The organism is Acinetobacter sp. ACNIH1 (genome assembly GCF_002934695.1).
In the GTDB taxonomy this organism is placed as follows: Bacteria; Pseudomonadota; Gammaproteobacteria; order Pseudomonadales; family Moraxellaceae; genus Acinetobacter; species Acinetobacter variabilis.
Genome location: NZ_CP026420.1, coordinates 2,734,036 through 2,747,487, shown reverse-complemented (window position 1 = coordinate 2,747,487; position 13,452 = coordinate 2,734,036). Strand labels below are relative to the sequence as shown.

Genomic DNA, 13,452 nt, shown 5'->3' with positions numbered 1-13,452 from the left:
TTGCTCAGGAGGGTTTATCAATGCCTATTACCGTACATGCTTATACTTCTCTAGAAAACGACGAAGTGCGCAGCCAGCTTGAGCGACTGTATGACACTAGCCCTGAATTTAGTGATGGGGCAGATGCCATTGAACATCTAGAGCAAAACCTTGCACAGTATACCTTACTTTATACCGCAGAATTTAACACCAAAATCATCGGCGCCATCTGGTGCACGGGACAAGGCGAAAGCCGAACCCTGGAAAATATTGTGGTGCATCCGGCCAACCGTGGACGCGGGGTTGCAGAAAGGCTGGTGAGTGAGGCATGCCGAATGGAAGAGGAAAAAGGAGTAAAAGCATTCGTACCGGGATGTGGGGCCATTCACCGCTGTCTGGCAAATCTTGAAAAAATTTAAATACAGATAAATTTCAAGCAGCCTTCGGGCTGCTTTTTTTGTAAATAACAGATTCAATTTGTTTTATTAGTCAGGTATTTGCTGAGAATATTGAAAAATATTGCTGTATAAACATGCAAATCGATGGAAAAGTAAACATTTGGTGATTTTTATACGTTATGTACTTGACGATTAAGAGCTGAAACTGTTTAATACGCGACATCGGCGTGATAGCTCAGTTGGTAGAGCAACGGATTGAAAATCCGTGTGTCCCCAGTTCGATCCTGGGTCTCGCCACCATATTCAAAACGATTTTAAAGTTTTCAATCCCTGATCCCATCAGGGATTTTTTTTTAGGCCAAAATTCAGACACTCAATCTTTTTTTTCATAATTTTGATTGACTAATGTGTCCAGATACGGCTTAATACACCGCATCGGCGTGATAGCTCAGTTGGTAGAGCAACGGATTGAAAATCCGTGTGTCCCCAGTTCGATCCTGGGTCTCGCCACCATATTCGAAAAAACCTCAAACATTGTTTGAGGTTTTTTTTTGCCTGTAATTTTTGATTCAGCCCAAGAATTAACTTGTTTTGCCATCCATCTGAACAGGAATGAGTTCTCTAAATAATCAAGGTAATCTAATAGATAACTAGATTAAATACAGACTTTAGCAACCGATGAAGGCATTCAGGTTGTGAAATTTGAAGTAGGGGAAAGCCCATGAATAGTATAAAAACATCTTTATTTGGGATTCTGTTAGGTACATTGAGCATAGGAGTACACGCGGAAGAACAGAAACCGGTGCTTATCCTTGCCGACGATGACCATTATGGCTGAACCTGAAATGAGTAATGAAACTGGCTATGTTCCATTTATTGAGAATGAAGCCAATCGTCTTGCCTTGCAGCATCAGGTAATCCGAGGAACCAAGGATGCAGAGAATTTCATGGTCAATCCAAATGTGCTGGCAAACCTCGATATCAAGCCGACCCAAGCTCCAGATTTGAGTCTACTGTCACCTGCACTGCAACAGTATGTGATGACCATCGCCCAAGGCTTACAATCTAGTGATCCAACCCAAGGGCTGTATACACTGCTGGAGAATGTCGGGATCGATCGTAGCAGCAGCATGCAGCCAGGGCGTGGCCTTCAATTACAGATCAATCTGGACAAGGTGAATCTGGGCTTATTAGAAAACTACAACAATCCATCCCCTGTAGCACAATTTCCAAGATCTCCTTAAAGGACGAGCCAGTAATGCAGATCGATCCCCGCAAACCGGGGATTTTTGCTTTTTTTAAATTTAACCTTTGATTAATTTATGTTTTTTAGGAGCTTTGTTCCTGATTTGATGGTTGGTTTTATCAGGGTGTAATGGGTTCGATTGACCGTTTATCAAACTTAACAATAAGAAGCTGTATTACTTGTAAGATTTAATCTGACGCTTTCCCTTTTCCAACCGAGGGGTAATAAGATGAATCTCCTAAAATCCATTCAAAGCTTGGGCCTGATGCTGACCTGTACTGCTTTTACTCTCCCTATATTGAGTCACGCAACTCCTGCTCATTCTGAAACAACGGTACTTCCCACCTTAACTGTCATGGCAGAGCCTGAAATGCGTGCTGTGACGGAAATCACGCCTTATCAGGAAGGTGCCAGCCAGCGTAAGGCTTTGCAGATGCGCCTGATGAAAATTGAACGCGATATCCAAGCTTATAGTGTCGATGGTGATGTTGTTGCAAATATTGACATAGGGGCAGCAGCGCCTAATCCTGATCTGGACAGTTTGCCTACTGTGTTCCGAGAATATGTACTGGCAGTAGCGCAAGGCTTGCAGTCTTCAGATCCAAGAAACGGAATCTATGTAATTCTGCAACCTTTCGGTATTGACCGGAATGCCACCAATGTCCAGATCGTCCGGGAACAGTTTGATCCGAATCGGCTTGAGCTCAGTCTGCCTTTTGGTTCGCGCTAGCACACAATCCGGTGGGCCAGGCTGATCAGGTCAGTCAGTTTCGGTATAGCCAGATCACGTCATGGAGAAAGGGTGGGTTAAAAACTTATTTCCTTTCTTCAGGCTTTTTACTGGATTCATTTTTCAGTATTGAGAAAGCACATTCACAAATGTGAAAAGTTCTATGTCTTGAATTATGCTGGAAAAATAAGCATAGTGTAAAAAATCAATAAGATCTGGATGACAGACCTGGAGCGTGTAGATGCCCCGTGTTTTTATGATTATCGCTGGAGTGGTACTGGTAATTTTGATCTGGTTATTTTATCAAAATTCTGTAGAGCAAAAACAGCAGGCCGATTTGCAGGAATATGAAACGGTACTGGAAGAAAAAACCGGATCTATTTTGCAGCAGGCACAGGATTGGTCTAAACCGATTCAGATTGATCTGGAAGATAATCGCCTGGACGGGGATTATGCTGTGATGGCTCAGTTTATTTTGGGTCAGATGCGTGATCGTGCCGAGGCTCGCAATCAGTATTTACGTGACCTCAAAGCAGCGGACTGGGATCGTTTTCTGGATATTGACCGCTTAGCCAAAGATCAGGCTCAAGACTATAAAGAAACCGAAGCCATGCTGAAGCGTGTGCATGAAATTGTCGATGGCTATGAACAGATAATTCAACAGCGGGCAACCCAGCAGTTAGAGCAGGTGAAACAGCTGGACATTAAAAGCCGTTATCGTCAGCAGCTGGCAGATAATCTGAAAGCCAATCAGCAGCAGGATAATGCCCATGCAATTTTTGAAATTGAGAAACAGAGTCTGGCCAAAGCAGACCAGTTATTTCTGGTGCTGAAAAACAATAAATGGGAAAAGAAAAACCAGACCTTTATGTTCTATGAAGATGCACCCTTAAAGCAATTCAATAAGCTCTATCAGGAAATAGTGCAGCTTAACCAGCAAATGACTCAAGTGGATCAGCAGGCTCTTAAAGAAGCAGAGAACAAACTCTAAATATAAGGGTCTTATGGATTTTTATGAGCTAAATTGTATTGAGGTTTTCTTGCTAGATCGATCAGTCTTACTGCATTGCTTACATCAAAGATGTACCAGTTCTCATCTGTAATAGAACCAACTATGCTTGAGAAAAATGAATATCCAGAAGCATACTTGCAGACGGAAAGAGAAGATAGGGAGCACAAGCTTTTATGCAACAACTGAGATGTTATAAAGAATTTCCGGTCTGGTCACAGCAAGCTATTCCACAAGGGTTCAAGCAGCCACATAATACCAAAGCGGGGACTTGGGCAAAGCTGACCGTTCTTAAAGGTGAGCTGCATTTTGCCATGCTGGATCAGTCAGGTCATATACAGTCTGAACATGTATTTACGCCAGAGCAGCAACCACCGTTTATTGAACCACAGGTATGGCATAAGATTATTTCTGCCAGTGAAGATGCAGAATGTCAGCTGCGTTTTTACTGCAAACCTGAGAATTACTTCAGCAAAAAATATCAGCTAAGCCCGACTCATTCGGAAATTCTGGCGGCTATGCCGTATTTAAAGGGTGGCCGTGCGCTGGATGTCGGTTGTGGTTCAGGCCGCAATTCGCTGTATTTGAGCCAGAACGGTTTTGAAGTTGATGCCTGGGATGTGAATGAAAATAGTCTGCAGACCTTAAGACAGATCATTCAGGCCGAAGAAATCGGGAATATTCAGGTTCAGCAACGAGATTTAAATCTTGACCCAAGTATTCAGGGCCAATATGACTTTATCTGCTGTACGGTAGTGATGATGTTCCTACAGGCCGATACCATTCCACCTCTTATTGCACAGATGCAGCAGGCGACAGTGCCGGGCGGTTATAACCTGATTGTCTGTGCGATGGATACCGATGATATTCCGGTACAGCCAGACTTTCCGTTTAGTTTTAAGCCGGGACAGCTTAGTGCCTATTATAAAGGCTGGAATCTGGTGAAATACAATGAAAATGTAGGTGAATTACATCGTGTAGATGAACAGGGCAACCGGATCAAGCAGCATTTTGCGACTATGCTAGCCCAAAAAGTCGAATAAGAGATTTATACAGTTTTTAGATTTTTGGCTTTAAATCAGAGAGAGCCAAAAATAAAAAAAGATGTCACCCGGACATCTTTTTTTATGCTTAAAAAATCTTAAGCTGCTTTTTTAAACCAAGAGAACCAGCCTTTTTTCTCGGCTTTTACTTCTGCTTTTTCAGCAGCCGTATCTTTGGTTTCTACTGCTTCAGTTTGCGCAGCTTCAACGTGTTGTTCTGCTGTAGCTTGAGCCATTTCTACTTGAGTCGTTGCTTCTGTTTTTACTGCTTCAGCTTTAGTTTCAGCCGCTTGTTGAGTTGCAGCAACAGTCGCTTGAGCAGCTTCAACTTTCGCTTGTACAGGTGCAGCAGTTTCTTTAGCAATAGTTTGGGTTGTTTTGGTTACAACAGTTGCTGGCGCAACTTGAGCTTCAGTTGCCATTGCAGATGCAGAAGTCGCTACGATTGCAGTTGCGATCATTGTTTTAAGCATGTTCATATAAACCCTTTTAAGGAAATAGGAAAAAAGAGGCTTGATCATACACGTATGAAATTTAAGTGATTAATAAATATTATTTTATTGGTTGAATATTCAACTAAAATTACAAAGGGATAACATATATTTCTACTTATAATTTTGATTAATAGTGGAGATGTAAAATGAGAGTGACAAGCTGGGTCGCACATGTTAAAAAGAAACTAAGGAAAAAGTTATTTTCTCTTTATAAAAATATAAAAACATAGATAAGACCTCTTTCATAAATCATTTTTGCTCAGTTCCAAGTTGTAGATTCCAGCGATTAAATTGAATCTCAAACCAAGCCTTTTACCTCTATTTCGATAACGCTCAGCAAGGATTTTGAAGGTTTTCAGGCTGCCAAATACATGCTCAATTCCGATTCTTCTTTTATTGATTTCCTGATTATAGATTTTCAATTCAGGATCCAATTTACAGTGTCTTTTGGCTTTTAAGGGCAACAGGCTATTCGGATACAACACATAAATCCCCTGATAGCCTTTATCCGCAAGAACAAAGGCTCCTGAAGGAATCTGGTTTAAATTGCGTTTGAACAACTCGAAATCATGCACTGCACCGCGACTGGTACATAAACTCAGAATTTGCTGAGTTTTGTAGTGAATCATGGCCTGTACTTTAAAGGTATGCGTCTTTTTCTTGCCGCTATAGCTTTTCTTCTGTTTTTTTAGGCCTTTGGATTGGAATTTCCGTGGCATCCACGATCACAACATTCCAGTCGATGCCTTCGCCCTCGGGTAAATCTTTGGGTAAATTAAACAGATTGGACCGAATCAGGCAGTCTTCAATATGACGGACAATTCTTGAGGCTGTAGGCTCTGAAACCCCGTAACTCGTCGCAACGTGAAATAAGGTTCGGTATTCCCGCCAATAGCTCAGACAGAGCAGAACCTGATCCTCCAGGCTTAACTTGGGCGGTCTGCCTTTGGCAGAGACATGCTTTTGCAATTGCTCAACCATCAAATAGAAAGTTGACCATGAGATGCCTGTGTATCGCTTGAACTGAAGATCAGAAAGCTTGTTTGAATCGATGTATTTCATCCGCAGATTATGCACGAATGCCAAGAAATCCGGAGTGCAAATATTAACCAAAAAGAAGATCGTTTTTTGATTTATGAAAGAGATCTATAATACGGCGTAAATTAATTATGGGTAATTTAGTGGAGGTATGACATGAATGCTCTAAACTTTGCTAACTATATTATTTGGTATGTGAATCAGAAATTTCCAAATACTAGTTTTACTCACGTTAAACTTCAAAAAATTCTTTATTATATTTATTGTGATTTTTTGAAGAAAGGTATTCCACTTTTTGAGGATAAAATCGAAAAGTGGCAATATGGGCCGGTAGTTCCTAGTGTTTATAATAGTTTTCGTTCGTATGGATTCAACCGAATTAGTACACCAGAAACTTCTGTCCGACTAATTAATGATGAAAATGGTTTCCGCTTTGAGCGCGATGATTTTAACCCCAATATTTTAAATTTGAGTACTGAGCAAAGAGATAGACTAGATTTTATAATTCAAAACTTAGTGGAAAAAGAAGCTTTTGAGTTAGTTAATCTTACTCATAAGGAAAAATCTTGGATCAGAGCTGAGCCTAATATTAAAAAAGGCGAAAAAAATATTGTATATTCAGAAGAAGAACTACGTCTTGAAAGTACTGATATCGAAGAACTAATTGGTTAAATTTTTGTGAATAATACATCCATAAAGCTTCTTACTCTTAATGAATTAATAGAATCACATTTAATACCACTTGAAATGACTGCAGAACTGCAACAGCAAATTCTGCAGTCGTTTCTTTTTTTATGTAATGAAATAAATATGATTGATAATAGTACTGGGGAAACTTTTTACCCTATGCCATATCAAGAGATTACAGAATGTATTTATGAACTTGAATTTGAGTTCTCAGCTGAATTGAACAGTGTTATAGAGGGATTAATAGAACCTTTAAAAAAATTGTTAAAATTAGATGGGCTTCCAATAGAAGAAGCAAAAACAGAATTAAATAGAAAATCTGTACACATATTAAATGCATATAAAAGATTTGTATCGCACAATAACTACTGATCAAAAAACCTAAAGAAAACCCCGCAATAAGCGGGGTTTTTTATCTCGAAGTATTTAAGAATTAAACACGTTCGATCACTGTTGCAATACCTTGACCTAGGCCGATACACATCGTCGCAAGACCGATTTGTGTATCTTGCTGTTCCATCACGTTTAACAATGTTGTTGTGATACGCGCACCAGAACAACCCAATGGGTGACCCAATGCAATCGCGCCACCGTTATGGTTCACGATGTCTTGCTTATCATAAATGCCTAAGCCTTTAAGAACAGACAGACCTTGTGCTGCAAATGCTTCGTTCAATTCAAAGGTTTGAATATCAGCAATTGACAGGCCAGCGCGTTTCAACGCTTTTTGTGTTGCCGGAACCGGACCATAACCCATGATCGCAGCATCACAGCCTGCAACCGCCATAGAGCGAATTACAGCACGTGGCTTAAGACCTAAAGCTTGAGCACGTTCAGCAGACATTAGCAACATTGCAGATGCACCATCAGACAAGGCTGAAGAAGTTGCTGCAGTTACTGTACCGCCTTTCGGATCGAAGACTGGACGCAAAGATTTGAACGATTCAAGGTTCGCATCCGGACGGATCACTTCATCGATATCGCACAGAACTTTGTAACCGTCAGCATTATGACCTTCAATGCCTACGATTTCATTCTGGAACATACCATTTTCAGTCGCAGCCCAGGCACGGCGGTGAGATTCTACACCAAACGCATCCTGTTCTTCACGAGTAATGCCGTTCATGCGACCCAGCATTTCAGCAGTCAGGCCCATCATATTTGATGCTTTTGCATAGTGCTTAGATGCAGCAGGGTTCAGGTCGATGCCGTGCATCATGCCTACGTGGCCCATATGCTCTACACCACCGATGATGAAGATATCACCCTGGTTAGTCGCGATCTGTGCAGCCGCAGTGTGGATTGCCTGCATAGAAGAACCACACAGACGGTTAACCGTTTGACCTGCAACAGTCTTAGGAAGATCAGCTAACAATGCGATATTACGCGCAATGTTCATCCCTTGTTCCAGAGTCTGGTTCACACAGCCCCAGATCACATCTTCAACTTCATTCGGGTCAAATTCGTTACGAACCATCAACGCACGGATAAGTTCAGCTGACATGCTGTCGGCACGTACATTGCGGAACATACCGTTTTTCGATTTGCCCATGGCAGTACGTACGCCATCAACAATCACAACGTCACGTGGATTTAAAGTAGCCATTCACGTCACTCCTTAACCGTAGAATTTTTTGTTGTTAGCAGCCATGTCGCGCAATGATTGCGGCGCTTCATAAGCCTTACCTAAGTGCGCGTATTTGTCGCAAAGTGCAACATACTCAGCTACACCAGTCTGGTCGATATAACGGCATGGACCGCCACGGAATGGAGGGAAACCTACACCCATGATCATCGCCATATCTGCTTCAGCTGGAGTTGCAACAATGTTGTCTTCCAGGCAACGAACAGTTTCGTTACAGAAAGCCAGCATCATACGGTCAATGATCTCTTGAGGATCAAATTCGCGTTTTTCAGCAGTTGCAACAGATGCCACAAGCTCGTATGCAGTTGGATCAACCACTTTGGCTTTTTTGCCTTTACGGTCAAGTTCGTATTTGTAGAAACCAACGTCATTCTTTTGACCCAGACGGTTGTTTTCGTACATTACTTGGATTGAACCTTTGAAATCAGGTTTCATACGATCCGGGAAGCCTTCAGCCATGACTTCTGCACCGTGAACGCCAGTATCGATACCAACCACGTCCATCAGGTAAGCAGGACCCATAGGCCAGCCGAATTTTTCCATCACTTTGTCAATTTGCTGGAAGTCAGCACCATCTTTCAGTAACAGGTCAAATGCACCGAAGTAAGGGAACAGTACGCGGTTTACCAGGAAGCCCGGACAGTCATTGACCACGATTGGTGTTTTACCCATTTTCTGAGCAAGAACAACAGTCGTTGCAATCGCTTCAGCAGAAGTCTTCTCACCACGAATCACTTCTACCAGTGGCATCATGTGTACCGGGTTAAAGAAGTGCATACCGACGAAGTTTTCAGGACGTTCCAGATTTTCAGCCAGACGCGTGATTGAAATCGTAGATGTGTTAGACGCAATAATCGTGTTTTCACGTACTTTGGATTCAGTTTCTTTCAGTACGATGCCTTTCACTTTCGGGTTTTCAGTTACTGCTTCGATCACGATGTCGACTTCTTTAAACTCGTCATAGCTTAAAGTAGGACGGATGCGGGCAAGGGTTTCACCCATTTGCGCCGGCTTCATCTTCTTGCGTTCAACCTGCTTGGTCAGCAGTTTGTTTGCTTCAGACATACCCAGTGCAAGTTGCTGGTTACCGATGTCTTTCATGATGATTGGAGTGCCTTTGCTTGCCGCCTGGTAAGCAATACCACCACCCATGATTCCTGCGCCTAGAACGGCAGCCTGGTTCACTGGATGTGCACCTTGTTCATATTTCTTAGAAGTTTTCTTCACCACCTGGTCGTTCAGGAACAGACCGATTAACGCACCCGCTTGTGGAGTTACCGCAGCTTTCGCAAAGCCTTGAGCTTCAACTTTAAGCGCTTCATCGCGGTGTAAGCTTGCACCTGCCTGAAGAGAATCAAGCAATAGTTTAGGCGCTGGGTATTGAGCAGGGTTTGCTTTTGCAAGAACCGCACCTTTCGCCGTATTGAACGCCATCATTTGCTCAAGCATGTTCAGCTTGATTGGATCCAGTTTTTCCTGGCGTTTTGCCTGCCAGTCTAAACGGCCGTGAATCGCCTGTTTCACCAGGTCAATCGCAGCATCTTTCAGTTTGTCTGCAGCAACAACCGCATCAACCGCACCATCTTTCAGTGCAGCAGCCGGTTTTTTCGGAGTAGCCATGGCCATCCATTCAACTGCATTGTCGATACCGATCAGACGGCTTAAACGAACCGTACCACCGAAACCAGGGAAGATACCAAGTTTGATTTCAGGCAGGCCGACTTGCGCCTGTTCTGACATCACACGGTAGTCACAGACTAAGCACATCTCGAAACCGCCACCTAGTGCCATACCGTTAATCGCGGCAACTTTAGGAATGTCCAGGTCTTCGAAGCTGTTAAAAATTTCATGAACTGGTAGTGCCCAGTCAACAATTGCCTGTTCGCCTTGAGCAAAGTTATCGCCGAATTCAGTAATGTCAGCACCTACAATAAATGTAGACTTACCTGAAGTCACGATTAAACCCTGAATGTCAGCAGCGGAAACTGCGTCAATCGCAGCCTTGAAATCTTCAATCGTTGCACGGTTGAATTTGTTAACCGACTCACCTTGTAAGTCAAAGCGGAATTCTGCAATTCCGTCCTCAAGCATTTGGACGGTAATGGCATTGCCAGCGTGGATCATGCCCTGATCTCCTTTATTTTGGAGGACTTCTAAGTTGATGTTGTGAAGCAAGCGCGCATTTCCCGCGCACTTTTTTACTTCGCTAATCTTACGATAACTATATCCAAAAAGAACAACACAAGTTGTATCAAGCCGTGACGCAAGGGTCATCAATTTTTATCGCTCAATCAAGGTGTTGTCATATCAGGAATACAGTGAACCGTTATCGCAGTGTAATGAAGTTATTGTTTCAATTTCACTTTTTTATTGCTGTCGCGGTGTTTTTATAACGCAAATTGACCAGATAGGGAATGTTTGTTGTGTGGTGTTTTGGTCAAAATAGTCAATTGAGATTCAAATCAGCCGCTATGGATGTAAGAAAATGTATGCAACGCTGTGTTCTACAAGCGGGTAGGGAGAGCAAAAGCAGCTTTGTTATAATGCGGCTCAGATGTGACTTTTTTATTTTTTCCCCGTTCTTTTTGGGTATTGATATGTTTAAGTGGATTATTTTGGCCATCTTTGTCATCTCAGCGTTATATATTCAGCGACGTGGCACAGTTCGGCATTCTTTTTATCGCCAGTTTTTTGACCATTCGACCCTGTTTGCACCGATCAATTTTCTGATGTACGCCTTTTCACGCGTACCGAATCAGCCTTATATCGATACGCAGCATTTTAAAGACCTAAAAGTGCTGGATGAAAACTGGGAAATGATTCGTGACGAAGCACAGGCGCTCTATCAGAAAGGTGGGATCAAGGCTTCGAGTAAATATGATGACCTAGGGTTTAACTCATTTTTTAAGACGGGCTGGAAACGCTTCTATTTAAAATGGTATGACTCGGCGCATCCCTCTGCAGCAGAACTCTGCCCAAAAACTACCGCCTTGCTCAAAACCTTGCCAACGATTAAGGCGGCCATGTTTACCGAGCTGGCACCTGACAGCCGTCTGGTCCGTCATCGTGACCCGTATGCCGGTTCATTGCGTTATCACTTGGGCTTAATGACCCCGAATGATGACCGCTGCTTTATCGATGTCGATGGTCAGCGTTATTCTTGGCGCGACGGCGAGAGCGTGGTATTTGATGAAACTTATATCCACTATGCCGAAAACAAGACTGACCAGAACCGGATCATTTTCTTTGCAGATGTCGAGCGACCTTTAAAAACCCGCTGGATGGAACGCTTTAATCACTGGTTTGGCAAAAAGGTAATGACGGCAGCCAGTTCACCGAATGAAGTCGGAGATCAGACCGGTGGCTTAAACAAGGTCTTTGGTTATGTTTATCAACTTCGTGTCAAGGCTAAGGCTTTAAAAGCACAAAACCGCCAGCTGTACTATTTCCTGAAATGGTTCCTGATGCTAGGTATTTTCTTCCTGATCTTTGTTCGTCCTTATCTGTTTGCCTAAGCTGCAAAACAAAATATAGAACGCCCCTCAGGGCGTTTTTTATTACTTATAGAGATTCACCACATCATTCTGATTTTGTGTAAGATAAAACAAAATAGGGGGAAGATGATGCGTGTATTTCGTTCCAAAAAAGACTGGTGGCTGCTGGCATTCTTGATTTGTATGAGCGGTTTGTTATTGCAATTACTACTGACCATGCAGGCCAAAGGGACGATGGCTCAATATCCGGTACATACCGCAGTTTATATACTCACAATCATCTTGGTCTGGTGGCCGGTTTGGAGTACCCGTTATATCGTCCAAGATGGGCAATTGACCATTAAAAGCCTATGGCTGAGCTGGCAAATTCCACTTGGTTCGATTCAAAATATCCAGCCTACAGATCACTCAGAAATTGCACCTGCTTTGTCTTTCAAGCGTTTAAAAGTCAGCTATACATTGGCAGATCGGCAAAAATATGTCCTGATTTCACCTAAAGACCCGGATGCATTGATTCAGGCGATTCGAGCGCATCAAACAGTTTAATTGGAATTGGATGATTGAGGCTGAACTAGCAATTGACCATTAATGCAGTCCAGATGGAGTTGCAGTTGTTCTGGATGGTTCAGGAAATAAATCGCTAAGATTGGTTCCAGTTCAGTCCGTATTTTTCGGCCCAGATGACGGGCTCCATAACGGATGTCATGGCCTTGATAAAAATGAGCCTTGGCTGCATCAGTGAGGTGAATCTGTCGTTTCTGGTGTTGTAGACGTTGATTTAATTTATCCAGCTCAATCTCAACCAGTCGTGGCAGGACATCATTTTGGATGGCCTGATAGTGCAAGGTACGGTCAATCCGGTTCAGGAACTCTGGATCAAACTTGCGCTGCATGACTTTTTCAATGATCTGCTGGGTCGGTACTTTTTTTAGACACAATTGCTGCATTTTCTGCGGCAGATAGCTGAGTTTTTCCAGATATTGTTGCGCGGCCTGTGCACCGACATTACTGGTCATAAAAATCATGCAGTTACGAAAATCGATGGTTTTGGTACCAGCAGTCAACGTCAGTCGGCCGGTATCCAGTACATTCATCAGGCCACGAATTACTTCAGTACTGGCTTTTTCCAGTTCATCAAATAGCATGATGCCGGGGCGGGTATGGCTTCCGGCAATAGCGGTTTCATCAAACAGGCTATGGCCTTCTTTAGAGCCCACATAACCCGGAGGCGCGCCGGTCAGGGCAGCTGCATAATGTTCCTGCGCTAAAGTATTCATATCAATCCGGCAGAAAGCATCTGGACGGCCATAAATCGCTTCGGCAATCAGGCGTACCGTCTCAGTCTTGCCGACACCGGTCGGGCCAAGCATTAAGGTAACCGAAAGCGGACGTTCTGGACTGGAAAAGTCAGCCTTGACCACATGCAGCATTTTTTCAATTTCATTTAAGGCGGCATCCTGACCGATGATCCGTTCCCTAGCAACTGCATCACAGTCTGAGGTTCAAAATGAAAACGCGGTTTCCCAATCAAACGGTCACGCTCAGACTGGCTATGGCTAGAGGTGGCAGGTTGCACAACATGAATACCGGATTGGGAACTTGTCATCTTGGATCATCTCGAGATTGAACCTGTCGAGCATAGCATAGTTAGTTCAGGCGACTTATAGCTTTTAGCAATCACACCATATT

General features: G+C 43.0%; 14 protein-coding genes, 2 tRNA genes and 1 pseudogene. 11 read left to right on the top strand and 6 right to left on the bottom strand.

The genetic code is table 11. From position 1 onward, the window contains the following. The first annotated feature begins 20 nt into the window (after positions 1-20). From C3F22_RS13420 to tehB, 7 genes are all read left to right on the top strand, one after another. Positions 21-398 carry a GNAT family N-acetyltransferase gene (locus C3F22_RS13420; protein WP_004781604.1) on the top strand — a complete coding sequence of 126 codons (378 nt, stop codon included), beginning with the start codon at positions 21-23 and terminating at the stop codon, positions 396-398. A gap of 203 nt (positions 399-601) precedes the next feature. Beyond that, a tRNA-Phe gene (locus tag C3F22_RS13415) sits at positions 602-677 on the top strand. A gap of 137 nt (positions 678-814) precedes the next feature. Then, positions 815-890, top strand: a tRNA-Phe gene (locus C3F22_RS13410). A gap of 317 nt (positions 891-1,207) precedes the next feature. Then, positions 1,208-1,621: a hypothetical protein gene (locus C3F22_RS13405; RefSeq protein ID WP_224213982.1), complete on the top strand. Its 414-nt coding sequence runs from the start codon at positions 1,208-1,210 to the stop codon at positions 1,619-1,621. 231 nt (positions 1,622-1,852) lie between these two features. After that, positions 1,853-2,353, top strand: coding sequence for a hypothetical protein (locus C3F22_RS13400; RefSeq protein ID WP_005232586.1), 501 nt, complete (start codon positions 1,853-1,855; stop codon positions 2,351-2,353). Between the two features lie 241 nt (positions 2,354-2,594). Next, positions 2,595-3,344 (top strand): hypothetical protein, encoded by a 750-nt coding sequence (locus C3F22_RS13395; protein ID WP_005232585.1) that lies wholly within the window; start codon positions 2,595-2,597, stop codon positions 3,342-3,344. A gap of 194 nt (positions 3,345-3,538) precedes the next feature. Continuing rightward, on the top strand, positions 3,539-4,405 hold the full coding sequence (gene tehB / locus C3F22_RS13390) for an SAM-dependent methyltransferase TehB (RefSeq protein WP_005232584.1): 867 nt from the start codon (positions 3,539-3,541) through the stop codon (positions 4,403-4,405). Between the two features lie 98 nt (positions 4,406-4,503). On the opposite strand, the gene C3F22_RS13385 is transcribed toward tehB, so the two are convergent. From C3F22_RS13385 to C3F22_RS13375, 3 genes are all read right to left on the bottom strand, one after another. Then, the gene (locus C3F22_RS13385) at positions 4,504-4,884 is read right to left on the bottom strand and encodes a hypothetical protein (protein WP_005232583.1); all 381 of its coding nucleotides are present in this window, start codon (positions 4,882-4,884) and stop codon (positions 4,504-4,506) included. 257 nt (positions 4,885-5,141) lie between these two features. Beyond that, on the bottom strand, positions 5,142-5,618 hold the full coding sequence (locus C3F22_RS18425) for an IS5/IS1182 family transposase (protein WP_005232582.1): 477 nt from the start codon (positions 5,616-5,618) through the stop codon (positions 5,142-5,144). After that, positions 5,566-5,961, bottom strand: coding sequence for a transposase family protein (locus tag C3F22_RS13375; RefSeq protein WP_081400878.1), 396 nt, complete (start codon positions 5,959-5,961; stop codon positions 5,566-5,568). Before C3F22_RS13375 ends, C3F22_RS18425 begins: the two co-directional genes overlap by 53 nt. Before the next feature lie 132 nt (positions 5,962-6,093). On the opposite strand from C3F22_RS13375, the gene C3F22_RS13370 reads away from it, so the two are divergent. Continuing rightward, positions 6,094-6,609 carry a Panacea domain-containing protein gene (locus tag C3F22_RS13370; protein WP_005232581.1) on the top strand — a complete coding sequence of 172 codons (516 nt, stop codon included), beginning with the start codon at positions 6,094-6,096 and terminating at the stop codon, positions 6,607-6,609. A 6-nt stretch (positions 6,610-6,615) separates the two neighbouring features. Continuing rightward, a complete protein-coding gene (locus tag C3F22_RS13365; protein WP_158651683.1) occupies positions 6,616-6,996 on the top strand; it encodes a hypothetical protein in 381 nt (126 codons plus the stop codon). Positions 6,997-7,057: 61 nt separating this feature from the next. Here the strand turns inward: C3F22_RS13365 and fadA are convergent, their stop codons facing one another. Further along, positions 7,058-8,230: an acetyl-CoA C-acyltransferase FadA gene (gene fadA, locus C3F22_RS13360; RefSeq protein ID WP_005232579.1), complete on the bottom strand. Its 1,173-nt coding sequence runs from the start codon at positions 8,228-8,230 to the stop codon at positions 7,058-7,060. A 12-nt stretch (positions 8,231-8,242) separates the two neighbouring features. Then, positions 8,243-10,393, bottom strand: a complete 2,151-nt coding sequence (fadB, locus tag C3F22_RS13355) for a fatty acid oxidation complex subunit alpha FadB (RefSeq protein ID WP_005232577.1) — start codon at positions 10,391-10,393, stop codon at positions 8,243-8,245. A 473-nt stretch (positions 10,394-10,866) separates the two neighbouring features. Between fadB and lpxO the strand changes: the two genes are divergently transcribed. Further along, on the top strand, positions 10,867-11,784 hold the full coding sequence (gene lpxO / locus C3F22_RS13350) for a lipid A hydroxylase LpxO (RefSeq protein ID WP_034580362.1): 918 nt from the start codon (positions 10,867-10,869) through the stop codon (positions 11,782-11,784). Positions 11,785-11,892: 108 nt separating this feature from the next. Next, entirely contained in the window at positions 11,893-12,309 is a 417-nt protein-coding gene (locus tag C3F22_RS13345; RefSeq protein WP_005232573.1) for a PH domain-containing protein, read from the top strand. On the opposite strand, the pseudogene C3F22_RS13340 reads toward C3F22_RS13345, so the two are convergent. Beyond that, positions 12,306-13,369, bottom strand: a pseudogene (locus C3F22_RS13340) (AAA family ATPase). The gene C3F22_RS13345 and the pseudogene C3F22_RS13340 overlap by 4 nt on opposite strands. Positions 13,370-13,452: the final 83 nt, after the last annotated feature.